Here is a 22452-nt window from a genome sequence, read left to right as displayed (position 1 = left end):
ATTCATCATAATTGCCCCAGGGCGGCTAAATACGACCTTGAACGCACCCATAGAACCACATCGTTTCATCCTCGAGCCTTTTGAAGCTCGCCGCTTCGCCAATCTGTGCGGGCAATTCGACGAGCATCTGCGCTTGATTGAACAGCGCCTCGCGATCGAGATCCGCAACCGCGGAAACCAGTTCGAACTGATCGGCGAGCCCAAGCACACCACCTCCGCGGAAAACCTGCTGCGCCGCTTGTACCGGGAAACCAAAGGTACCGAGCTGTCGCCGGACATGGTTCACCTGTTCCTGCAGGAATCGGCCGTCGAGGAACTGGACAACCACTCCCCCGCCGAACCGTCCGTCGCCTTGCGCACCAAGAAAGGCATGATTCGCCCTCGCGGCTTGAATCAGGTGCGCTATGTGAAGGAAATCCTCGGTAATGACATCAACTTCGGCATCGGCCCGGCCGGTACCGGCAAGACCTATCTGGCCGTTGCCTGCGCGGTAGACGCGCTGGAACGCGAGCAGATTCGCCGTATTCTGCTGGTCCGTCCGGCGGTTGAAGCGGGCGAAAAGCTCGGCTTCCTGCCGGGTGACCTGTCGCAAAAGATCGATCCGTACCTGCGCCCGCTCTACGACGCGCTCTACGAAATGCTCGGCTTCGAATACGTGGCCAAGCTGATCGAGCGTCAAGTGATCGAAGTCGCGCCGCTGGCTTACATGCGCGGTCGTACGCTGAACAACAGTTTCATCATCCTCGACGAAAGCCAGAACACCACCGTCGAGCAGATGAAGATGTTCCTGACCCGGATCGGTTTCGGCTCCACTGCCGTCATCACCGGTGACATCACCCAGGTCGACCTGCCGAAAGGCACCAAGTCCGGGCTGCACCATGTGATCGAAGTATTGAAAGACGTACCGGGTATCAGTTTTACCCATTTCATGCCCAAGGACGTGGTGCGCCATCCGCTGGTGCAGCGCATCGTCGAAGCCTACGAGCGCTTCGAAAATCGCGCGGCCGACGAACCGGCGAAGCTCCCTTCCAAGGACACTCGCCCCGATGCTTGAGCTTGATCTGCAACTGGCTACCGAAGCGTCTGCCCCGAGTGAAGCCCAATTCCGTCAATGGTGCGAACTGGCCCTGCGCCAGCGTACTGCCGACTCCGAAATGACCATCCGTTTGGTCGACGAAGAGGAAGCCCGCGAATTGAACTTCACCTGGCGGCAGAAAGACTACGCCACCAACGTTTTGTCATTCCCGGCCGATGTCCCCGATGAGTTTCTCGACATTCCCTTGCTCGGCGATCTGGTGATCTGCGTAGCAGTGGTGGAGCGCGAAGCGGCGGAACAAGGCAAGGAATTAAAGGCCCACTGGGCGCATCTGGTCATTCACGGCTGCTTGCATCTGCTTGGTTACGACCATATAGATGATGACGAAGCCGAAGAAATGGAAGCACTGGAACGAACGTTGCTTGCAGAGTTGGGTCATCCAGACCCTTATGCGGACGACGAAACAGACACATCCCCAATCGTAACAACAAAGGATTCAGAGTAATCGCTATGAGCGAAGATCGATCGAGCAACGGGCAGAAGTCATGGCTGGGTAAGCTCACCCAGGCTTTTGCCCACGAGCCGAAAAACCGCCAGGAGCTGCTGGAGCTGCTGCGCGATGCCCATCAAAACAAGTTGCTGGACAGCGAAGCGCTGGCCATCGTCGAAGGCGCCATCCAGGTTGCAGACCTGCAAGTACGGGACATCATGGTCCCGCGCTCGCAGATGATCAGCATCAAGGCGACCCAGACACCCCGCGAGTTCCTGCCCGCCGTGGTCGACTCGGCCCACTCCCGCTACCCGGTGATCGGCGAAAGCCACGATGACGTGATGGGCGTGTTGCTGGCCAAGGACTTGCTGCCGTTGATCCTCAAGGAAAACGGCGACAGCTTCAACATCAAGGACCTGCTGCGCCCGGCCACGTTCGTGCCCGAGTCCAAGCGCCTGAATGTGCTGCTGCGTGAGTTCCGCGCCAACCATAACCACATGGCCATCGTCATTGACGAATACGGCGGCGTGGCCGGTCTGGTGACCATCGAAGACGTGCTGGAACAGATTGTCGGCGACATCGAAGACGAGCACGACGTCGAAGAAGACAGCTACATCAAGCCGCTGCCCAGCGGTGACTTCCTGATCAAGGCCCTGACGCCGATCGATAACTTCAACGAGTTCTTCGACAGCGAATTCTCCGACGATGAATTCGACACCGTCGGTGGCTTGGTGATGAGCGCGTTCGGGCACTTGCCAAAACGCAACGAAATCACTGAAATCGGCGCCTATCGCTTCCGCATCCTGAACGCCGACAGCCGTCGGATTCACTTGCTGCGTCTGACACCTATTGCCCGTTAAGGATTGACATGCTCCGCGTAACCCGCCCCGGCTGGCCCGGTAACCTGCTGGCCGTGGCGGCCGGTGCACTCACCACTCTGGCCCTGGCGCCGTTCGATATCTGGCCGCTGGCCTTGCTGGCGGTCGGTTTCTTTTACGCCGGTTTGCGCGAACTGAGCCCCCGTCAGGCCCTGGGCCGTGGCTGGTGTTTCGGTTTCGGCCTGTTTGCCGCAGGCACCAGTTGGATCTACTACAGCATTCACAACTTCGGCGGCGCTTCGGTGCTGTTGGCCGGGTTGTTGATGCTTGCCTTTACTGCGGCGATCGCCTGGTTCTTCGCTTTGCCCGCCTGGATTTGGGCGCGCTGGCTGCGCCGTAACGAAGCGCCACTGGCCGATGCCTTGGCATTTGCGGCGTTGTGGGTGGGTCAGGAAGCCTTTCGCGGCTGGTTCCTTACCGGCTTCCCATGGCTCTATTCCGGCTATAGCCAGCTCGATGGCCCACTGGCCGGGCTCGCGCCGGTCGGCGGAATGTGGCTGATTTCCTTCACCCTGGCCCTGACGGCTGCGCTGATCTACAACGCTATGCGACTGGTGCGCACTGGCCGTAAAGGCTTCATCGCTGTCGGCGTGTTGCTGCTGGCTGGCCCATGGGTGGCCGGCATGGCGCTCAAGGAACATGCCTGGACCAGCCCGGCGGGCGCACCACTGAGCGTTGCTGCGCTTCAGGGCAACATCGAACAAAGCATGAAGTGGGATCCGTCGCAGCTCAATGCGCAGCTGGCGCTGTACCGCGATATGAGTTTCAGTTCCAAACGCGTCGACCTGCTGATCTGGCCGGAAACCGCAGTCCCGGTGCTCAAGGAGTCCGCCGAGGGCTACCTGAGCATGATGGGAAGCTTCGCCGCCGAGCGTAAATCCGCGCTGATCACCGGCGTGCCGATTCGCCAGGAACTCCATCACGAGAAGCGCTATTTCAACGGCATTACCGTCGTCGGTGAAGGCGATGGCACTTACCTGAAGCAAAAACTGGTGCCGTTCGGCGAATACGTTCCATTGCAGGAAGTCTTGCGCGGCCTGATCGCTTTCTTCGACCTGCCGATGTCCGACTTTGCCCGAGGGCCGGCCGATCAAGCGCTGCTGCAAGCCAAGGGCTATCAGATTGCGCCGTTCATCTGCTACGAAGTGGTCTACCCGGAATTCGCCGCCGGCCTCGCCGCCCGCAGCGATTTGCTGCTGACCATCAGCAACGACACCTGGTTCGGCACCTCGATCGGCCCGCTGCAACATTTGCAGATGGCACAGATGCGCGCACTTGAAGCTGGCCGCTGGATGATCCGCGCCACCAACAACGGCGTGACCGGACTGATCAACCCGTTTGGCCAGATCACTGCGCAGATCCCGCAGTTCGAACAAGGCATTCTGTATGGCGAAGTGGTGCCGATGCACAACCTGACGCCCTACCTGGAATGGCGTTCGTGGCCGTTGATCATCAGTTGCGTGTTGTTGTTTGGATGGGCATTAGTGGCCAACCGGATGGCGAAAACCGTTTAAAGCTTCGCGGGCAAGCCCGCTTGACACATTTGATCTCAAGTGCTCACACATGCTGTGTTCACCGCAGATTTACTGTGGGAGCGCGCTTGCTCGCGAAGACGGCTTCACAGGCACAATATCAATCAGGGTCGACATCGCCTCGATAAAACAACGAATACCCAATCTGCCCCACCGCCTCATTCATCAACTGCCCGCTCTGCCAGATCGATTTGAATTCCGGCATCCAGCCGCCCAGCGGCCGGGCATTGTCCACGCCTAAAAACCCCACTGGCGCGGGCACTACCTCAAATCCCGCCTGCTGGAAACTCCAGACCGCTCGCGGCATGTGCCAGGCCTGAGTCACGACCACCACCCGCTTGATCCCCTCCGGCAACAATACCTGGGCGCTGAATTGCGCATTTTCCCAGGTCGTGCGGCTGCGCCCTTCCTGCCAGCGCACCGTCACACCAAAATCATCGAGCAATGAGTCCGCCATCAGCTTCGCTTCGGTCGGTGGCGAGCCGTAATGCAGGCCACCACTGGTCAGAATCGGCAAGCCCGATGCCTTGGCCAGGCGCGCGGCATAGCGCTCGCGCTCCAAGCCTACACCGGTCGGTTGGTCACCCCCCCACGCCGGGTCGCCACGCTCACGCCCTGAACCCAGCACCACGATCGCGTCCGCCCGTCGGCCCAAGGTTGCCCATTCCTCGCGCGCCAGCGGCGGATCGCGTTCCAGGGCCTTGGCACTCCACTCCACCATCACTGGCAGGCTCATCAACCAGAAGCTGCCTACGCCGAGGACGAAACACAACCCCGCCAGTTTCGGCCTTGAGCGGCGCCACCACCAGGCAAGCACCAGCAGCAGCAATAAAATGCCGGGCGGCAGTAGAAGTTGTTTAATGAAATAACGAAAAGGCATCGGGCATCTCCATAGATGCCCGAAGCCTAGGTGGATTGACGCAATGTGACAACAAATGCGGAAGGACTTGGCTTCAAAAAAGCATATCCAACGGCTTCAATTGCTCTTACTTGAATTGCAAAGACCGGACCTTTACCGCGCCTTTGCCGGGTGCCTTATCCTTGAGCCAGATGATATTGGCCGAACGTGGTGCCTCGAGTTGCTTCATTGCTGCTGACAAGCATCCATGCGTCTCACGTTCACTACGGTCCAGATAGGCCTTGACCAGTTCAAACTCTGCGGGGCTCAAACCACGCAGTTCCAGCTCCAGGGGACGCTCATCGCGAAGCCGACCGGCGGTTTTGGCCACATCCAGGGCCATTGCGAGACGGTCTATCAGTCTTTCGTACAGCTCCGGTTTTGTAGCTTTTTGCCGTGACTCAACCATCCATCACCTCATTGAAGATAAGACTCACTCCCCTTTTAGAGCTTAGCCTCGCTGAAAAAACCGGCTGAATGCCGCGACCAACGGCCCTCGGGGCGGGTATTGGCCGCGTCCTTGCGTGTAATCAGGGTTTCCCTCGGTAGAGTGCGGTCATGTATGCTACGGCGCTTCCTGTAACTCCACTTCCAGCTCGCCTGGGCACCGAAACGTCGATTTGACGCTCTCACCGTCCAGCGTTGCATTGAAGAGGATTAGGCCACCCCTATTCAGTTCAAAAGTAGCCATGCACGAACAATATCAGCCCCGTGAAATCGAAGCCGCCGCCCAGTCGTTCTGGGACGAGCAAAAGTCCTTTGAAGTCAGTGAACAGCCAGGCAAGGAGACGTTCTACTGCCTGTCGATGTTCCCTTACCCCAGCGGCAAGCTACACATGGGGCACGTGCGCAACTACACCATCGGCGACGTGATCTCCCGCTACCAGCGCATGCAAGGCAAGAACGTCCTGCAACCCATGGGTTGGGACGCCTTCGGCATGCCGGCGGAAAACGCCGCGATGAAGAACAACGTAGCGCCCGCCAAGTGGACCTACGAAAACATCGCCTACATGAAAAGCCAGCTGCGCAGCCTGGGCCTGGCAGTGGACTGGTCGCGCGAAGTGACCACCTGCAAGCCGGATTACTACCGCTGGGAACAATGGCTGTTCACTCGCCTGTTCGAAAAAGGCGTGATTTACAAAAAAAGCGGCACCGTGAACTGGGACCCGGTCGACCAGACCGTTCTGGCCAACGAACAGGTGATCGACGGTCGCGGCTGGCGTTCCGGCGCGCTGATCGAAAAGCGCGAAATCCCGATGTACTACTTCAAGATCACCGCTTACGCGGATGAGCTGCTGGAGAGCCTCGACGAACTGACGGGTTGGCCTGAACAGGTCAAGACCATGCAGCGCAACTGGATCGGCAAGTCCCGCGGCATGGAAGTGCAGTTCCCGTACAACGTCGCTTCCATCGGTGAAACCGGCGCGTTGAAAGTCTTCACCACCCGTCCGGATACCCTGATGGGCGCAACCTACGTTGCCGTGGCCGCCGAACACCATCTGGCGACCCTGGCCGCGCAGAACAACCCAGAGCTGCAAGCGTTCATCGCTGAATGCAAGGGCGGCAGCGTCGCCGAAGCCGACGTCGCCACTCAAGAGAAAAAAGGCCTGCCGACCTCGCTGTTCGTCGAGCATCCGCTGACCGGTGAGAAACTCCCGGTGTGGGTCGCCAACTATGTACTGATGCACTACGGCGACGGCGCGGTAATGGCCGTTCCGGCGCACGATGAGCGTGATTTCGAGTTCGCCACCAAGTACAACCTGCCAATCAAATCCGTGGTGCGCACAAGTGTAGGTGACACCAACCCGGCCCCTTGGCAGGATGCGTACGGCGAGCACGGCACACTGATCAACTCTGGCGAATTCGACGGCCTCGACTTTGCAGGCGCCTTCGACGCCATTGAAGTCGCACTGATCAAGAAAAACCTCGGCGCCTCGCGTACCCAGTTCCGCCTGCGCGACTGGGGCATCAGCCGTCAGCGCTACTGGGGCTGCCCGATCCCGATCATCCACTGCGACACCTGCGGTGATGTGCCGGTCCCGGAAGATCAGTTGCCAGTCGTGCTGCCGGAAGACGTCGTACCGGACGGTGCTGGTTCGCCATTGGCGCGCATGCCTGAGTTCTACGAGTGCAGTTGCCCGAAATGCGGCGCACCGGCCAAGCGTGAAACCGACACCATGGACACCTTCGTCGAGTCCTCGTGGTACTACGCCCGTTACGCCTCGCCGCACTATGAAGGCGGCCTGGTGGAAAAATCGGCAGCCGACCATTGGTTGCCGGTTGATCAGTACATCGGCGGTATCGAACACGCGATTCTTCACCTGCTCTACGCGCGCTTCTTCCACAAGTTGATGCGCGACGAAGGCCTGGTGAGTTCCAACGAGCCGTTCAAGAACCTGCTGACCCAGGGCATGGTGATTGCCGAGACTTACTATCGTCGCGAAGCCAACGGTGCTTACACCTGGTTCAATCCGGCGGACGTCGAACTCGAACGCGACAGCAAAGCCAAAGTAATTAGCGCCAAGCTGATCGCAGACGGCCTGCCGGTGGAAATCGGTGGCACCGAGAAGATGGCCAAGTCGAAGAACAACGGCGTCGACCCACAGTCGATGATTGACCAGTTCGGCGCAGATACCTGCCGCCTGTTCATGATGTTCGCCTCACCACCCGACATGAGCGCGGAATGGTCCGACTCTGGCGTAGAAGGTTCGCACCGCTTCCTCAAGCGCGTCTGGCGCCTGGCTCAAGCGCACGTCACTCAAGGCCTGCCGGGCAAACTGGACGTCGCCAGTCTGAACGACGAGCAGAAAGCCATTCGCCGTTCGATCCACCAGGCCATCAAGCAGGCCAGCCACGACGTCGGCCAGAACCACAAATTCAACACCGCCATCGCCCAAGTGATGACGCTGATGAACGTGCTGGAAAAAGCCGCGCTAGACACCGAGCAGGATCGCGCACTGATTCACGAAGGTCTGGAAACCGTAGTCCTGCTGCTGGCACCAATCACCCCGCACATCAGCCACGAACTGTGGCATCGACTGGGCCATGCTGACCCGGTAATCGATGCCGGTTGGCCAGTGCTGGACGAAAGCGCCCTGGTACAGGACAGCTTGCAGCTTGTCATTCAAGTCAACGGCAAGCTGCGCGGCCACATCGAAATGCCGGCCAGCGCCAGCCGCGAAGAAGTCGAAGCGGCTGCACGGGCCAACGAAAACGTCCTGCGCTTCGTCGATGGCCTGACTATTCGCAAAGTGATCGTAGTGCCCGGGAAACTGGTCAATATCGTCGCCAGCTAAATTGGATCAGGCGCCAGGTCATGCCTGGCGCCGAGTAAAACCTTTCGGGCCGCTTGACCGGCCCACATGGTTTCAAGGGGAGCAACAAGATGATCAAACGCAATTTGCTGGTGATGGGCCTTGCGGTCCTGCTGAGCGCCTGTGGTTTCCAACTGCGCGGCACCGGCACCACTGAACTGGCGATCAAGGAACTCGACCTGAGCGCCCGCAACGCCTACGGCGAAACCGTGACGCAACTGCGTCAGGTGCTGGAAAGCAGCGGCGTCAAGGTCTACAGCGGCGCGCCTTACAAGCTGTTTCTGGCCGATGAGCAGGAAAGCCAGCGCATCCTCAGTTACGCAGGCGCCGGTCGTACTGGCGAGTACCAGATGACCACGGTGCTGAGCTACGACATCCGGGGTCAGGGCAACCTGCAACTGCTGAGCGACAAGCTCGAAGTACAGAAAGTCTTCATCCATGACGGCAACAATCTGGTGGGTTCTGACCAGGAAGCCAACGATGCCCGCAAGGAAATGCGTCGTGAACTGGTTCAACGCATGATGCTGCGCCTGCAACAGCTGACCCCAACGCAGCTGGAACAACTGCAACAGACCGCTGACGCCAGGGCCAAGGCTGACGCCGACGCATTGGAAGCAGCGCAAAAGGCTGAAGCGCAGACGCCGCGTCAGTCGCCTGTCGAACTGCCGCAGCAATAAGCCTTACGGGGCGCTCAGGCGCCCCGTTCGCCTCTTCTTATGAAACTCGCCCCCGCCCAACTCGGTAAACACCTGCAAGGCGCCCTCGCGCCGGTCTACGTCATCAGTGGCGATGACCCACTGCTGTGTCAGGAAGCCGCCGACGCCATTCGCGCGGCTGCCCGCCAACAAGGTTTCGATGAACGCCAGGTCTTCGCCGCCGACGCCAGTTTCGACTGGGGTACGCTGCTGCAGGCCGGCGCCAGCATGTCGCTGTTCGCCGAAAAACGTCTTCTGGAACTGCGTCTGCCCTCCGGTAAACCCGGAGACAAAGGCGCCGCGGCATTCATTGAGTATTGCTCGCGCCCGGCCGAAGACACGGTGCTGCTGATCAGCCTGCCCAAGCTTGACGGCAGCGCGCAGAAAACCAAGTGGGGCAAGGCGCTGATTGAAGGTCCGCAAACCCAGTTCGTGCAGATCTGGCCCGTGGACACCAATCAGTTGCCGAGCTGGATCCGCCAACGACTGTCCCAGGCCGGGCTTTCAGCCAGTCAGGACGCTGTCGAACTGATCGCCGCTCGGGTCGAAGGCAACTTGCTGGCTGCCGCTCAGGAAATCGAAAAGCTCAAGCTGATGGCCGAGGGTGGCCAGATCACCGTCGAAACCGTTCAAGCGGCAGTGGCCGACAGTGCGCGTTTTGACGTCTTCGGCCTGACCGATGCGATTCTTAATGGCGAGGCTGCTCACGCGCTGCGCATGCTCGAAGGGTTGCGCGGCGAAGGTGTCGAACCGCCGGTGATTCTCTGGGCGCTGGCCCGGGAACTGCGTCTGCTGGCCAACCTGTCGCTGCAATACAGCCAGGGCGTGCCGCTGGACAAAGCCTTCAGCCAGGCCCGACCGCCAATCTGGGACAAACGCAAACCGTTGATGAGCAAAGCGCTGCAACGCTATTCGGCACAACGCTGGGCCCAGTTGCTGCTCGAAGCCCAGCGCATCGATGCGCAAATCAAAGGCCAGGCGGCGGGTTCGCCGTGGATGAGTTTGAGTCGGTTGACGTTGTTGATGGCCGGGCAGAGATTGTCGTTGCCCGCTGAGTAATGTTTTCGACCCATAACGGCCCTTCGCGGGCAAGCCTCGCTCCTACAGAGATCGTGTGTGATTCCTGTAGGAGCGAGGCTTGCCCGCGAAGGCGTCCGAAAGGTCCTACACAATGTAGGGACTAGACAGAATCCCTACTTCGGCAGATCATTCCCCCCCGCAAAACCCACTTACTTGCGAGAGATCATCATGAGCAAAAAGCCATCCAAACATGGCCCCAACAAGGCCAAATCCATCATCGCCCAGCCACTGTTCCGCAGCCGTCAGGAACGAGCCGGCAAGGGCAAAGGCAGCTACCGCCGCGAAGCCTTCCAGTCTAATAGCTGGGAGGCTTCTTACTTTCTGGCGGCCTGAAATGAACGTCAGTTGACCGCTTGATCAGCCTCCTGGTAAGCGAATGTGGTGTTTTCTTCAAGCGTTCCAGGCATGGTGACTTTGATGATCGGGATCGCAACCCCAGTCAACACCTTGAATCGACGCTGATCGACCTGAACGTCCTTCAATCCGGTTTTGCCATCCCGTACGTAATAAAAAAACGCTTCAATCGGTAATGTCTTCGCCAGCCCCGCCTGCCACGTCTTAAGCTTTACGTCGTTTGGGATATTAAAGGTTGTAGGCGAAATCGCACGCCCCCCAATCATCCCTTGATAAAAGTTCGGCCCGGAGAGATTGTTAGCCGCATCTCTTACGTCAAAACTGCATACCGCGCGATAGTGGTGCCCCGTAGACGCATATTTACGATAGTTCGCAGCCCATTGCTCACCGGTGCGAATATTTTGCGAATTGCAGGCAACGCTACTTGGATAGCCTGGAACTTCACCACAACCATTATTGGTGCGCGCATCTGACGTACCATCCACCGGAAAGAAACACAGCACTTCAATATTTGCCTTGCCCGCGGGTGTGCTCAGTATCGGAAAAAAGATAAGACCCTTGTTATAAGTAAAGGCCAGGCGCTTCATTTTGTAGTCGGATCTGACATAAGAAAAAGATGTGCCTCCAGTCCTGATCGCAGTCGGACTTGGATCCCACACATCAAATCCCGCAGCGAGTGCTGTGCCTCGTAATAAAATGCCTGAACATAAAAAAGCCGGCATCGAATCCTTTCCACAATTAATTCGGGTGTCTCGATAGCGCCGAGTCAACTCCGCAGCCACTTGCGGCCCCGTCGAACTGGCATCGATAGATTCTTTAGCACTTGCAACAACGCCTCCATCCTGTGGCGAGGCCGTACTCGCAGGAGGATGGGACGAACAGCCAGCCAACAACCCGAGAACCAATATCAGCAGCACGCTTTTCATTTCAACGCCCTCATTAGCACGTGGTCAATATGAGCGGAGCCAACAAGCTTCAAGCCCACCCAGTCAGTCGATCACACCCATTGGATACGCTCGGCCATCGTCCGGATAGCTGTCATATATGACAGTTGATTCCAATAGAACAATGGAGCTACTTTGGCAAGCCGGCTGGTCAGCGTCCTTCAAATTCCATCCCGGTATAGCCCGATTCATCCGACAGGCATGTTAAGGTCTGCACCTGATTCGTATCCTCTGGACCTGTGCATGCCCCTTTGTCTTTCCCGTCGTTGGCCCCTTCGCCAACTGATAGCTGCCTCCAGCCTCGTTCTGCTTGTCGCCTGCGCGGAAAAACCCACCGCCGCCGACGCCCAACCGCTTCAGACCCGCACCGTTGCGACGGCCCCTGCGATCATTCCGCCGGTGGTTCCAACCGGTGAAAATCTCGACATCCAGCCTACCCAGACCTTTGCCGAATGGCAGGCGGGTTTCCGTAAAGACGCCCTCGCCGCCGGCATTCGCGCCGACCTGTTCGATCGTGCTTTTGCCAATGTCAGCGTGGACGACAGCGTGATCCGTGCCGATCGCAGCCAACCGGAATTTACTCGCCCGGTGTGGGAGTACCTCGATGGCGCGCTGTCGCCGCTACGGGTGCGCAAAGGTCAGGCGCTTGTCGGCGAACACGCCGACATCCTGCAAAACATCGAACAGCGCTACGGCGTCGACCGTCAGGCTCTGGTCGCGGTGTGGGGCATGGAAAGTAACTTTGGTCAGTTCCAGGGCAGCAAGTCGGTGATCAACTCCCTGGCGACCCTGGCTTATGAAGGTCGACGTCCGGGCTTTGCTCACGCGCAACTGATCGCGGCCTTGCAAATCCTGCAACAAGGCGATATCGCCCCCGAGAAAATGCTCGGCTCCTGGGCAGGCGCCATGGGCCAGACCCAGTTCATTCCGACCACCTACAACACCCACGCCGTAGACTTCGACGGTGATGGCCGCCGCGACATCTGGAACAGCTCTGCTGATGCATTGGCCTCGACCGCGCACTACCTGCAAAGCTCCGGCTGGCAGAAAGGTCAGCCCTGGGGCTTCGAAGTACAACTGGCGAACGGCTTCAATTACGTCCTGGCCGATGGCGCGATTCGCAAGAGCGTGGCCGAGTGGCGACAACTGGGGGTAACCCTGCCCAATGGCGGCCAGGTTCCGGCAGGCTCCGAACACCTGTCGGCCGCCCTGTTGTTGCCGGCAGGCTATCGCGGCCCGGCGTTCCTGGTCCTCGATAACTTCCGCGCGATTCTCAAGTACAACAACTCTTCGTCCTACGCCTTGGCCGTGAGTCTGCTGTCCGAGCGCTTCAATGGTGGCGGTTTGATCAGCGGTCTATGGCCAAAAGATGACTTGCCGCTGAGCCGTACCGAGCGAATCGAGCTGCAAAACCTGCTGAGCGCCCAGAACTACGACGCAGGGACCGCCGACGGGATTATCGGCGCCAATACCCGCAAAGCGATCCGCAATGCGCAGCAATCGTTTGGCTGGCCGGCGGATGGTTATCCGACGCACAAGTTGCTGGAAGGGTTGCGCAGCCGCTAGAAGCTTCGCGGGCAAGCCTCGCTCCTACAGGGTTTATGACGACCCAACAATTCCGTAGGAGCGAGGCTTGCCCGCGAAGACTGACTATCAGGCGCTAACGAACTACCGCTTGATCACCACATCCTGCTCCAACACCAACGCCTTGTCCCCCGCATCCAGCCTGACTAGCGCCCCCATCGGCAGCGTCAGATTCGGATCACAATGCCCGCTACGCCATCCGGCCAGCACGGGGATGCGCAACGGCGCAAAGGTCTGCTTGAGCAACTTTTCCAGCGCAATCGCATCAACCCCTGCCACATCCCCCACCAGAACCCCACGCAGCTTGTGCAGCGTGCCGGCCAGACGCAAATGCGTCAGCAGCCGGTCGATACGATACAGCGGCTCGTTGATGTCTTCGATGAACAAGATGACGCCCTCGGCATCAATCTCGTAAGGCGTGCCCATAGTCGCGGCGATCATCGACAGATTGCCCCCCAGCAAACGCCCGTGAGCGATGCCGGGCTCGATTGTGGTCAACGGCCAGGCCACCGGGTGAGAAAGCACACTGCCCGCCTTCACCTGCCCGCGCAGCATGTTGAAAAACGAGAACTCGGTGGGTTGCTGCTTGTCACCCAGCAGGTCAGCGTTGAGCATCGGGCCATGGAAGGTCACGAACCCGGCATAACGACTGATGGCCGAGTGCAGTGCAGTGACGTCGCTGTAGCCGATAAACGGCTTGGCGTTGTTGCGCAGTAATTCGAAATCGATGCGATCGAGCAAACGCGGCGTACCGTAACCGCCGCGCAGACAGATGATGGCATCGACCTCGCTGTCGGCGAATGCGCCATGCAAGTCATTGAGCCGCACATCATCACTGCCGGCCAGATAACCCTCTTGCTCATAAACGCCGGGAAACACGCGCAGCGAATAGCCGCGAGCGCGCATCCAGCCGATGGCTTTATCGGTGTCCAGCGCTGCGGGCCCGGCGGGCGCGATCACGCCGATCAGCCCTGTAGGCGGCAAGGCCGGAACGGGAGCATGTGGACAAAGGGTGTGGGTCGGTCGAGCAGTCATCCATGATTCTCCCTGTGTGAACGTTTGAGCACACAGTAGTCAGGAACGGGAATAAACAGAAGAGGGTCAGTCGCCCCACGGTTTGCAGGAAAAGACTGAAATGGGTGTGGGCACCGCAAAAAAACGCCCGCAAGGCCTGGAAAGCCTTGCGGGCCCGTTCTTTTTCCTAAAGCAGGATCAGGACGACATCAGCTCGGCCTTGACCAGTTTCGCCTGCTCGTCGGCGTGGTACGACGAACGTACCAGCGGACCGGAAGCAACGTTCTTGAAGCCCATCTTGTAACCTTCCTCGGCGAACCAGGCGAAGGTGTCCGGGTGCACGAAGCGCTGGACCGGCAAGTGGCTGCGGGACGGCTGCAGGTACTGGCCCAGGGTCAGCATGTCGATGTCGTGTTCGCGCATGCGCTTCATGACTTCGATGACTTCTTCATCGGTTTCGCCCAGGCCCAGCATCAAACCGGACTTGGTCGGAATGTGCGGCATCATCTGCTTGAAGCGTTGCAGCAGGGTCAGCGACCACTGGTAATCCGAACCCGGACGCGCGGCCTTGTACAGGCGAGGCACGGTTTCCAGGTTGTGGTTGAACACATCAGGCGGCTCGGCGGCGGTGATTTCCAGCGCGACGTCCATGCGGCCACGGTAGTCCGGGACCAGGGTCTCGAGCTGCACGTTCGGCGACAGTTTGCGGATTTCGCGGATGCAATCGGCAAAATGCTGGGCACCGCCGTCACGCAGGTCGTCGCGGTCTACCGAGGTGATTACGACGTACTTGAGTTTCAGGTCGGCGATGGCGATGGCCAGGCTTTGCGGCTCGTTGACGTCCAGTGGCTTCGGACGACCATGACCAACGTCGCAGAACGGGCAGCGACGGGTGCAGATGTCACCCATGATCATGAAGGTCGCGGTGCCACCGGAGAAGCACTCGCCCAGGTTCGGGCAGGACGCCTCTTCGCACACGCTGTGCAGCTTGTGTTTACGCAGCAGAGCCTTGATGCGGTCGACCTCCGGGGAAACCGGGATGCGCACGCGAATCCAGTCGGGTTTCTTCGGCAGTTCAGTGGTCGGGATGATCTTCACCGGGATGCGTGCAACCTTCTCGGCGCCGCGCAGCTTGACGCCGGCTTCAACCTTGGCACGCGGGGCCGGACGCTCGGTGACATCGAGCGTCGGGATCATGGTTTGCACTGCATCAGTAGTCATATCAGTCGATTCCGCCCGTTAGGGTCGTCTGCTCAGCATAGTCGAGGTGTTTGACGAGCTGCGCGCGCAGCCGGGCACTTACCTCGGCAAATTCAATCGATCCTGCGTGATCGCGCAGCTGGGTCATTGCCAGCCCGGCGTAGCCGCAGGGATTAATCCGTCGAAACGGTTCCAGGTTCATATCCACGTTCAAGGCCAGGCCATGAAAGGAGCAACCGTGGCGGATCCGCAGACCCAGAGAAGCGATTTTCGCGCCATCGACATAGACACCCGGTGCATCCGGCTTGGCCACCGCGGTCACGCCGTAGCTGGCCAGCAGCTCGATCAGGCATTGTTCCATACGGCTGACCAGATCACGCACGCCGAACCCCAGCTTGCGCACGTCCAGCAACAGGTAGGCCACCAATTGGCCGGGACCGTGGTAAGTCACCTGACCACCGCGATCGACCTTCACCACCGGAATGTCCCCTGGCAGCAGCAAGTGTTCAGCCTTGCCGGCCTGGCCCTGGGTGAACACCGGCGGATGTTCCACCAGCCAGACTTCGTCGGCGGCATCACTGCCGCGTTCGTTGGTGAAGCGCTGCATGGCATGCCAGACCGGCTCGTAAGCCATCTGACCGAGTTCGCGAAAGCCCAGCGTGCCAGGCATCACAACACCATGTGCACGAAACCGGTAGCCCGCAACTCGCTGTTGATGTCGTACAGCTGTTCCTGGCCGGTGGCGATGATGTGCAACTGGATGGTCGTGTACTTGCCGTTGGTACTCTGCCGTTCGGCAAAGGTGTTGTGGTCAACGGTCGCGTGTTTCTCAAGGATCGCAATGATCTTGTCCTTGAAACCCACGCCGGTGTCGCCGATTACCTTGATCGGGTAATCCGCGCAGGGGAATTCGATTTTTGGCGCCTTTACTTCAGTTTCTGTCATGGCGTAACGGCCTCGTAAGCCGTGGCAACGGACATGGCCCCGCTCCGGATTGGAACGGGGCCATGCAGGTCCACACTAATTCAGTTGAACAAGCCGTAGAAGAATAGACGGATGCTATCCCACATGCGGCGGAAGATACCACCCTCGTCAACCGCGTCCAGAGCGATCAGGTCGGCGCTATGCACCACTTTGTCGTCCAGTTTCACTTCGACTTTACCGATCACATCGCCCTTGGCGATTGGCGCGACCAGTTGCGGGGTCATGGTCATGCTGGCGGCGAGCTTTTTCAGCTGGCCTTTTGGCAGGGTCATGGTCAGGTCTTGAGCCAGGCCGGCCTTGACTTGATTGGTGGTGCCTTTCCAGACAGGTGCCTGGGCCAGCTCGGCGCCTTTCTGATAGAAGGTCTGGGTTTCGAAGAAGCGGAAACCGTAAGTCAGCAGCTTCTGGGTTTCAGACGCGCGAGCCACTTCGCTGTTGGTGCCGAACACCACTGCGATCAGGCGCATGCCATCACGTACAGCCGAAGACACCATGCAGTAGCCGGCTTCGTCGGTGTGACCGGTTTTCAGACCGTCGACGGTCTTGTCACGCCACAGCAGCAGGTTGCGGTTAGGCTGCTTGATGCCGTTCCAGAAGAACTCTTTCTGCGAGTAGATCGCATAGTGAGCCGGGTCTTCGTGGATGATCGCGCGTGCGAGCACGGCCATATCGTGAGCCGACGAGTAGTGCTCAGGGTTTGGCAGACCGGTCGGGTTCATGAAATGGCTGTTGGTCATGCCCAGGTCGGCCACGGTTTTGTTCATCATGTCGGCGAACGCGTCTTCGCTGCCGGCGATGTGCTCGGAGAGCGCAACACTGGCGTCGTTACCCGACTGAATTATGATGCCGTGCAGCAAGTCGCTGACAGTAACCTGCGAGCCAACCTTGATGAACATCCGCGAACCGCCGGTACGCCAGGCATTTTCGCTGACGGTCACCGGATCATTTTCACCGATCTGGCCACGACGGATTTCCAGGGTCGCGATGTACGCGGTCATCAGCTTGGTCAGGCTGGCCGGCGGCAGACGCTGGTCACCGTTGTTCTCTACCAGCACGTTGCCGCTGCTGGCGTCCATGAGTACGTAGGCTTTGGCGGCCAGTTGCGGTGGCGACGGCATCATCTCGACCGCGAATGCGGCAGGCGAGAGGAGCAGCGGGACTAGCAGGCACAGGCGTTTGGCAAAGGTGGTGATGTTCATCCGTCTCTCGAAATCGCTAATGGAAACTGCCCTAGGGCAAAACTAATCAGACAGCTCTCTAAAAAGCTGTCGCGTGTTCAGTTGCTCACTCTGTAACCCTTGCCGGGCTTTTGTTCTTCACGAGCCAACAACCCGGTTCGCCCCCCAAACTGCAAGCGAACCGTCAATCAAGTACTACGTATTACTCGGCGCTGACCAGGCTCGGCGAACCGAGATTGGCCAGCCGCACGCTGTTCTGCACCTGCTGGATTTCACCCGGCGAGCCGATCGGCCCCAGGCGCACCCGATGCAGTGTCTGTTGGTTACGCACGATCGAGCTGATGAACACCGGAGCGCTCACCATCCCGCTGAGCTTCGATCTCAGGAGTTCTGCAGCGTCCGGGTTGGCGAACGCGCCCACCTGCAGATACTGGCCAGAGGCTGGTACAGAAGCGTTTTTTTTTGCATCGATCTGCACGGGCACTACGGCCGCGGCGTGTTGCTGCGGCGGCGGCGTCCATTGCTCGACGGTGCCGGCCGATGCCGTCATCACCGGGGCGCTATTTTGTGCGACTTTCGGCTCGTTAAGCATCAAGGGCGCCGGGCGACCTTTGGCGGCCCACCATTGCTGCGGGTCGATGCCTTCGACCTTGACCCGCGCCGTACCGGTTTCGGCATAGCCGAGCTTCTTGGCCGCGGCATAGGACAAGTCGATGATCCGGTCCGAGTAGAACGGCCCACGGTCGTTGACCCGCAGGATGACCGTCTTGTTGTTGTCCAGGTTAGTCACCCGAACGTAACTGGGCAGTGGCAGGGTCTTGTGCGCTGCGCTCATGCCGTACAGGTCATACACTTCGCCGTTGGCGGTGTTCTGGCCATGGAATTTGGTGCCGTACCAGGACGCAGTGCCCGAGGCCACGTAGGTCCTGGATTCTTGCATCGGGAAATATGTCTTGCCCAGCACCGTGTACGGGTTGGCTTTATAAGGACCGCTGTGCAGGGTCGGCGTGGCATCTGGAATGCGCGTTACGTCGACGTCCCACCAGGGTGCGCCATCCTTGTGAGCCCGGTTGATATCCAGGCCTGGTGCCGAACGAACGGCGGTCGGAGACTTCTGAGCCGGCGCGCGGCTGGTCGAACAACTGGCGACCAGGACCGTCAACGCGGCGAACGCCATGAGCTTCAGGGGTTTATTCATAGGCAATGCCCGCATTACTTGACGCCCCGTGCTTGGACCAGCTGTTCAGACAGTTGATGTACGGCCATGGCGTACATCACGCTGCGGTTATAACGCGTGATTGCGTAAAAATTCGTCAGGCCCATCCAGTATTCGGGGCCATTGTCACCTTCCAGGCGGAAAGCCGTGACCGGCATATCATCGCGCAGCGCATCATGACTCGACCAGCCCAGCGCCCGCAACTCCCCGACGGTTTTCGTCGGTTCAATGCCAGCGGTCAAACCCTCGTCTACCTGATCGCCACGCACATCGGCGCGGCTGACCACAGGTTCGCCGGCGACCCAGCCGTGACGCTTGAAATAACTGGCGACGCTGCCGATGGCATCAACCGGGTTGGTCCAGATATTAATGTGGCCGTCACCGTCGAAATCCACCGCATAGGCACGAAAACTGCTCGGCATGAATTGCGGCAAGCCCATGGCCCCGGCATAGGAGCCTTTGAGGGTCAACGGGTCGACCTGCTCCTCGCGGGCCAGCAGCAGGAATTCACGCAATTCCTTGCGGAAGAATTCGGCACGGGGAGGATAGTCGAAACCCAGGGTCGACAAGGCATCGATTACCCGGAAATTGCCGGTATTGCGACCGAAAAAGGTCTCGACGCCGATGATCGAGACGATCACCTGCGCCGGCACGCCGTATTCCTGCTCGGCACGGGCCAGGGCCGCTTCGTGCTGACGCCAGAAGTCCACACCACGGGCGATGCGCGCATCGGTGATGAACATCGGACGATATTCTTTCCACTGTTTAACCCGTTCGGCGGGTTTGGAGATCGCGTCCAGAATCGACTGTTTGCGCTCGGCTTCGCGGAACACGCCCATCAGCTGTTCACCGGCAAAGCCATAGTCGCGGGTCATTTCACCGACGAACTCGGCCACCTGGGGTGAGCCTTCGTAATCGCCGGCCCACGCTTGCTGCGCGGTACCAAGGATGCTTACCAAGCCGACCCATGGTGCGTATCGAGTCGCCCAGCCACGCATTACTTGCATTGAAATCTTCACCTTATTCAAACCTGTGCGATCCACTTACGATGGGTATGGATCGACATCAAAACCCCAAACGCTGACAGAAGCGTCACCAGCGAAGTTCCTCCGTAGCTAATGAACGGCAACGGCACCCCTACAACCGGCAACAGGCCACTGACCATACCGATGTTGACGAAAACGTAAACAAAAAACGTCATGGTCAGGCTGCCCGCGAGCAATTTGCCGAACAATGTCTGAGCCTGGGCGGTAATCACCAACCCGCGACCGATCAACAGCAGGTAAATCAGCAACAGTGCGCAGATGCCCACCAGGCCGAACTCTTCGCCCATCACCGCAATAATGAAGTCGGTGTGGCTTTCCGGCAGGAAGTCCAGGTGCGACTGAGTGCCAAGCAACCAGCCTTTGCCAAACACGCCGCCGGAACCGATGGCCGCTTTCGACTGAATGATGTTCCAGCCCGTGCCCAGCGGATCACTCTCGGGGTCGAGGAAGGTCAGGATTCGCTGCTTCTGGTAGTCGTGCATGATGAAGTACCACATGCCGACCGCCACCGGTACCGCCGCGGCAATCACGCTGAGAATCCAGCGCCAGCGCAGGCCGCCCATGAACAGAACGAACGCACCACCGGCAAGGATAAGCAGCGAAGTGCCAAGGTCGGGCTGACGCACAATCAGAATGAACGGCAACCCGATCAGAAACAGACTGACGCCCACATGCTTGAGTTGTGGCGGCAAGGAGCGCTTGGCCAGGTACCAGGCGATGGTTGCCGGCATCAGGATCTTCATGAATTCCGAGGGCTGGAAGCGGATCACCCCGGGAATGTTGATCCAGCGCGTAGCACCCATGGCGTTGTGGCCCATGACATCCACCACCACCAGCAACAGCACGCCGATCACATAACCGACCGGCACCCAACGGGCCATGAAGCGCGGCTCGAACTGGGCGATGACGATCATCGACACCAGGCCGATGCCGAAGGAAGTGGCTTGCTTGGCCAGCAGATCCCAGCTTTTGCCGCTGGCCGAATACAGCACGAACAGGCTGCCGGCCGCGAGGGTCAGAAGCAGGATCAGCAATGGGCCGTCGATGTGCATGCGTTGCAACAGCGTCGCACGGCGACGCATCACATCCTCGCTGGAGAGGATGCGATCGAAATTACTCTTCACGGGCCGTAGCCTCCGCACTGATAGGGCTGGCGTATTCGGCTTTCAGTCGACCGTCCTGGTCCAGGAGCCAGGCGTCCATGACTTGACGCACCACTGGCGCGGCGACGCCGGAACCGGACTCGCCGTTCTCGACCATCACCGACACCACGATTTGCGGGTTGTCGGCCGGCGCGAAGCCGACGAACAAGGCGTGGTCGCGGTGACGCTCCTGAACCTTGGAGCGGTCGTACTTTTCGCCCTGCTTGATCGCGACCACCTGGGCCGTACCACTTTTGCCGGCAATCCGGTATTGAGCACCGATGGAGGCCTTGCGCGCCGTACCGCGGGCACCGTGCATCACCTGCTGCATGCCGTGGTTGACCTTGGTCCAGTCCGACGGGTCGCGCAGAATGATGTCCGGCATCGGATTTTCGTCCACCGGCTTCGCACCTTCGAGGGTCTTGGCCAAATGCGGACGATTCCACACACCCTTGTTGGCCACCAGCGCCGTGGCCTGCGCCAACTGCAACGGAGTGGACTGCATGTAGCCCTGACCGATCCCGAGAATCAGCGTTTCGCCCGGGTACCAGGCCTGACGACGGGTCGCGCGCTTCCATTCCCGGGTAGGCATCAACCCCGGCGACTCTTCGAACATGTCGAGGGAGACCTTCTGACCAATGCCGAATTTGCTCATGTAAGCCGACAACCGATCAATCCCCAGCTTGTGGGCCAGGTCATAGAAGTAGGTGTCATTGGAGCGCATGATCGCCGTGTCCAGATCCACGTAGCCGTCGCCGGTACGGTTCCAGTTACGGTATTTGTGATCGTAGTTGGGCAACTGGTAATAACCGGGATCGTAGACCCGGGTCGACGCCGTAACCACGCCCGCATCCAGACCGGCAATCGCCACCGCCGGTTTAATCGTCGAGCCCGGCGGATACAGACCGCGCAACACACGGTTGAACAGTGGCCGGTCGATGGAATCGCGCAACTCGGAATAGGCTTTGAAGCTGATGCCGGTGACGAACAGGTTCGGGTCGAAACTCGGCTGACTGACCATCGCCAGCACTTCACCGGTTTTCGGGTCCAGCGCCACCACCGCGCCACGGCGACCGCCCAGTGCGGCTTCGGCGGCTTCCTGCAATTTGATGTCCAGGCTCAGGACAATGTCTTTGCCGGGAATCGGATCGGTACGCTTGAGCACACGCAATACGCGGCCTCGTGCGTTGGTTTCGACTTCCTCGTAACCCACCTGGCCATGCAGCTCGGGCTCATAGAACCGCTCGATGCCGGTCTTGCCGATGTGGTGGGTGCCGCTGTAATTGACCGGATCGAGCGACTTCAGCTCTTTCTCGTTGATCCGCCCCATGTAACCCACCGAGTGCGCAAAGTGCGCGCCCTGCGGGTAATGCCGTACCAGCTGCGCGACCACTTCCACACCAGGCAGGCGGAACTGGTTCACCGCGATGCGGGCGATCTGCTCTTCGGTCAGCTCGAACAGGATTGGCACCGGCTCAAACGGTCGGCGCCCCTGACGCATGCGCTTCTCGAAGATCACCCGGTCCTCGGGCGCCAGCTCCAGCACTTCAACGATCACGTCGAGCACTTGCTGCCAGTTACCAGAGCGTTCGCGGGTCATGCTCAGGCTGAAGCTCGGCCGGTTGTCGGCCACCACCACGCCATTGCGGTCGAAGATCAACCCGCGAGTCGGCGGAATCGGCTGTACATGGACGCGGTTGTTTTCCGAGAGGGTCGAGTGGTACTCGTACTGGATCACCTGAAGGAAATACAGCCGCGCGATCAGCACGCCAATCAGCGCCACCACTGCAATTGCCCCGAACACGACGCGGCCACGCACCAGACGGGCGTCTTTTTCGTGGTCCTTGATACGGATCGGCTGGGGCAT

The 22452-nt window shown here is 59.5% G+C and carries 21 protein-coding genes; 9 read left to right on the top strand and 12 right to left on the bottom strand.

Features of this window, described 5'->3' with window-relative positions; translation table 11 throughout:
- The first annotated feature begins 37 nt into the window (after positions 1-37).
- The 4 genes from PMI18_RS28475 to lnt are packed head-to-tail and all read left to right on the top strand — an operon-like array spanning position 38 to position 3918.
- Positions 38-1054 carry a PhoH family protein gene (locus tag PMI18_RS28475; RefSeq protein ID WP_007894421.1) on the top strand — a complete coding sequence of 339 codons (1017 nt, stop codon included), beginning with the start codon at positions 38-40 and terminating at the stop codon, positions 1052-1054.
- On the top strand, positions 1047-1541 hold the full coding sequence (gene ybeY, locus PMI18_RS28480; protein WP_007894420.1) for an rRNA maturation RNase YbeY: 495 nt from the start codon (positions 1047-1049) through the stop codon (positions 1539-1541). The genes PMI18_RS28475 and ybeY overlap by 8 nt, the downstream gene beginning before the upstream one ends.
- 5 nt (positions 1542-1546) lie before the next feature.
- Positions 1547-2386 (top strand): HlyC/CorC family transporter, encoded by an 840-nt coding sequence (locus PMI18_RS28485; protein ID WP_007894419.1) that lies wholly within the window; start codon positions 1547-1549, stop codon positions 2384-2386.
- Positions 2387-2394: 8 nt separating this feature from the next.
- Positions 2395-3918 carry an apolipoprotein N-acyltransferase gene (gene lnt, locus PMI18_RS28490; protein WP_007894416.1) on the top strand — a complete coding sequence of 508 codons (1524 nt, stop codon included), beginning with the start codon at positions 2395-2397 and terminating at the stop codon, positions 3916-3918.
- A gap of 118 nt (positions 3919-4036) precedes the next feature.
- On the opposite strand, the gene PMI18_RS28495 is transcribed toward lnt, so the two are convergent.
- Positions 4037-4816: a YdcF family protein gene (locus tag PMI18_RS28495; RefSeq protein WP_007894414.1), complete on the bottom strand. Its 780-nt coding sequence runs from the start codon at positions 4814-4816 to the stop codon at positions 4037-4039.
- 106 nt (positions 4817-4922) lie between these two features.
- Positions 4923-5243 (bottom strand): hypothetical protein, encoded by a 321-nt coding sequence (locus PMI18_RS28500; protein WP_007894412.1) that lies wholly within the window; start codon positions 5241-5243, stop codon positions 4923-4925.
- A 280-nt stretch (positions 5244-5523) separates the two neighbouring features.
- Here PMI18_RS28500 and leuS point away from each other — a divergent pair, with 280 nt between their 5' ends.
- From leuS to arfA, 4 genes are all read left to right on the top strand, one after another.
- A complete protein-coding gene (gene leuS, locus PMI18_RS28505) occupies positions 5524-8130 on the top strand; it encodes a leucine--tRNA ligase (RefSeq protein ID WP_007894410.1) in 2607 nt (868 codons plus the stop codon).
- A gap of 89 nt (positions 8131-8219) precedes the next feature.
- Positions 8220-8825 carry an LPS-assembly lipoprotein LptE gene (locus PMI18_RS28510; protein WP_007894409.1) on the top strand — a complete coding sequence of 202 codons (606 nt, stop codon included), beginning with the start codon at positions 8220-8222 and terminating at the stop codon, positions 8823-8825.
- 39 nt (positions 8826-8864) lie between these two features.
- Positions 8865-9902 (top strand): DNA polymerase III subunit delta, encoded by a 1038-nt coding sequence (gene holA, locus PMI18_RS28515; RefSeq protein WP_007894408.1) that lies wholly within the window; start codon positions 8865-8867, stop codon positions 9900-9902.
- A gap of 189 nt (positions 9903-10091) precedes the next feature.
- The gene (gene arfA, locus PMI18_RS28520) at positions 10092-10256 is read left to right on the top strand and encodes an alternative ribosome rescue factor ArfA (RefSeq protein ID WP_003176285.1); all 165 of its coding nucleotides are present in this window, start codon (positions 10092-10094) and stop codon (positions 10254-10256) included.
- Between the two features lie 8 nt (positions 10257-10264).
- Here the strand turns inward: arfA and PMI18_RS30990 are convergent, their stop codons facing one another.
- Positions 10265-11203, bottom strand: coding sequence for a hypothetical protein (locus tag PMI18_RS30990; protein WP_007894402.1), 939 nt, complete (start codon positions 11201-11203; stop codon positions 10265-10267).
- Between the two features lie 261 nt (positions 11204-11464).
- Here PMI18_RS30990 and PMI18_RS28530 point away from each other — a divergent pair, with 261 nt between their 5' ends.
- On the top strand, positions 11465-12787 hold the full coding sequence (locus PMI18_RS28530) for a lytic murein transglycosylase (protein WP_007894400.1): 1323 nt from the start codon (positions 11465-11467) through the stop codon (positions 12785-12787).
- Between the two features lie 102 nt (positions 12788-12889).
- Here PMI18_RS28530 and PMI18_RS28535 read toward each other — a convergent pair whose 3' ends face one another.
- The 9 genes from PMI18_RS28535 to mrdA form a co-directional block, all read right to left on the bottom strand.
- Positions 12890-13840 carry a S66 peptidase family protein gene (locus tag PMI18_RS28535; protein ID WP_007894399.1) on the bottom strand — a complete coding sequence of 317 codons (951 nt, stop codon included), beginning with the start codon at positions 13838-13840 and terminating at the stop codon, positions 12890-12892.
- 177 nt (positions 13841-14017) lie between these two features.
- A complete protein-coding gene (gene lipA, locus PMI18_RS28540) occupies positions 14018-15040 on the bottom strand; it encodes a lipoyl synthase (protein WP_007894397.1) in 1023 nt (340 codons plus the stop codon).
- A 1-nt stretch (position 15041) separates the two neighbouring features.
- Positions 15042-15689 (bottom strand): lipoyl(octanoyl) transferase LipB, encoded by a 648-nt coding sequence (gene lipB, locus PMI18_RS28545; RefSeq protein WP_007894394.1) that lies wholly within the window; start codon positions 15687-15689, stop codon positions 15042-15044.
- Positions 15689-15964 carry a DUF493 domain-containing protein gene (locus PMI18_RS28550; RefSeq protein WP_007894389.1) on the bottom strand — a complete coding sequence of 92 codons (276 nt, stop codon included), beginning with the start codon at positions 15962-15964 and terminating at the stop codon, positions 15689-15691. The genes lipB and PMI18_RS28550 overlap by 1 nt, the downstream gene beginning before the upstream one ends.
- An 80-nt stretch (positions 15965-16044) precedes the next feature.
- Entirely contained in the window at positions 16045-17202 is a 1158-nt protein-coding gene (locus PMI18_RS28555; protein ID WP_007894387.1) for a D-alanyl-D-alanine carboxypeptidase family protein, read from the bottom strand.
- A gap of 181 nt (positions 17203-17383) precedes the next feature.
- Positions 17384-18394 (bottom strand): septal ring lytic transglycosylase RlpA family protein, encoded by a 1011-nt coding sequence (locus PMI18_RS28560; RefSeq protein WP_007894385.1) that lies wholly within the window; start codon positions 18392-18394, stop codon positions 17384-17386.
- Positions 18394-19404 carry a lytic murein transglycosylase B gene (gene mltB, locus PMI18_RS28565; protein WP_007894384.1) on the bottom strand — a complete coding sequence of 337 codons (1011 nt, stop codon included), beginning with the start codon at positions 19402-19404 and terminating at the stop codon, positions 18394-18396. Before mltB ends, PMI18_RS28560 begins: the two co-directional genes overlap by 1 nt.
- A gap of 17 nt (positions 19405-19421) precedes the next feature.
- Entirely contained in the window at positions 19422-20525 is a 1104-nt protein-coding gene (gene rodA / locus PMI18_RS28570; RefSeq protein WP_050548126.1) for a rod shape-determining protein RodA, read from the bottom strand.
- A gap of 31 nt (positions 20526-20556) precedes the next feature.
- Positions 20557-22452, bottom strand: coding sequence for a penicillin-binding protein 2 (gene mrdA, locus PMI18_RS28575; RefSeq protein ID WP_007894374.1), 1896 nt, complete (start codon positions 22450-22452; stop codon positions 20557-20559).

It is taken from the genome of Pseudomonas sp. GM102 (assembly GCF_000282555.1).
Lineage (GTDB): Bacteria > Pseudomonadota > Gammaproteobacteria > Pseudomonadales > Pseudomonadaceae > Aquipseudomonas.
This window is presented reverse-complemented; position numbering and strand designations above follow the sequence as displayed.

Excerpts from the sequence above, each read along its gene's own strand:
- holA (WP_007894408.1), top strand. The coding sequence starts at position 8,865 with ATGAAACTCGCCCCCGCCCAACTCGGTAAACACCTGCAAGGCGCCCTC.
- leuS (WP_007894410.1), top strand. The coding sequence starts at position 5,524 with ATGCACGAACAATATCAGCCCCGTGAAATCGAAGCCGCCGCCCAGTCG.
- lipA (WP_007894397.1), bottom strand. The coding sequence starts at position 15,040 with ATGACTACTGATGCAGTGCAAACCATGATCCCGACGCTCGATGTCACC.
- PMI18_RS28500 (WP_007894412.1), bottom strand. The coding sequence starts at position 5,243 with ATGGTTGAGTCACGGCAAAAAGCTACAAAACCGGAGCTGTACGAAAGA.
- rodA (WP_050548126.1), bottom strand. The coding sequence starts at position 20,525 with ATGCGTCGCCGTGCGACGCTGTTGCAACGCATGCACATCGACGGCCCA.
- arfA (WP_003176285.1), top strand. The coding sequence starts at position 10,092 with ATGAGCAAAAAGCCATCCAAACATGGCCCCAACAAGGCCAAATCCATC.
- PMI18_RS28495 (WP_007894414.1), bottom strand. The coding sequence starts at position 4,816 with ATGCCTTTTCGTTATTTCATTAAACAACTTCTACTGCCGCCCGGCATT.
- PMI18_RS28550 (WP_007894389.1), bottom strand. The coding sequence starts at position 15,964 with ATGACAGAAACTGAAGTAAAGGCGCCAAAAATCGAATTCCCCTGCGCG.
- lipB (WP_007894394.1), bottom strand. The coding sequence starts at position 15,689 with ATGCCTGGCACGCTGGGCTTTCGCGAACTCGGTCAGATGGCTTACGAG.
- PMI18_RS30990 (WP_007894402.1), bottom strand. The coding sequence starts at position 11,203 with ATGAAAAGCGTGCTGCTGATATTGGTTCTCGGGTTGTTGGCTGGCTGT.
- lnt (WP_007894416.1), top strand. The coding sequence starts at position 2,395 with ATGCTCCGCGTAACCCGCCCCGGCTGGCCCGGTAACCTGCTGGCCGTG.
- ybeY (WP_007894420.1), top strand. The coding sequence starts at position 1,047 with ATGCTTGAGCTTGATCTGCAACTGGCTACCGAAGCGTCTGCCCCGAGT.
- mrdA (WP_007894374.1), bottom strand. The coding sequence starts at position 22,452 with ATGCCCCAGCCGATCCGTATCAAGGACCACGAAAAAGACGCCCGTCTG.
- mltB (WP_007894384.1), bottom strand. The coding sequence starts at position 19,404 with ATGCAAGTAATGCGTGGCTGGGCGACTCGATACGCACCATGGGTCGGC.
- PMI18_RS28530 (WP_007894400.1), top strand. The coding sequence starts at position 11,465 with ATGCCCCTTTGTCTTTCCCGTCGTTGGCCCCTTCGCCAACTGATAGCT.
- PMI18_RS28560 (WP_007894385.1), bottom strand. The coding sequence starts at position 18,394 with ATGCGGGCATTGCCTATGAATAAACCCCTGAAGCTCATGGCGTTCGCC.
- PMI18_RS28555 (WP_007894387.1), bottom strand. The coding sequence starts at position 17,202 with ATGAACATCACCACCTTTGCCAAACGCCTGTGCCTGCTAGTCCCGCTG.
- PMI18_RS28535 (WP_007894399.1), bottom strand. The coding sequence starts at position 13,840 with ATGACTGCTCGACCGACCCACACCCTTTGTCCACATGCTCCCGTTCCG.
- PMI18_RS28485 (WP_007894419.1), top strand. The coding sequence starts at position 1,547 with ATGAGCGAAGATCGATCGAGCAACGGGCAGAAGTCATGGCTGGGTAAG.
- PMI18_RS28510 (WP_007894409.1), top strand. The coding sequence starts at position 8,220 with ATGATCAAACGCAATTTGCTGGTGATGGGCCTTGCGGTCCTGCTGAGC.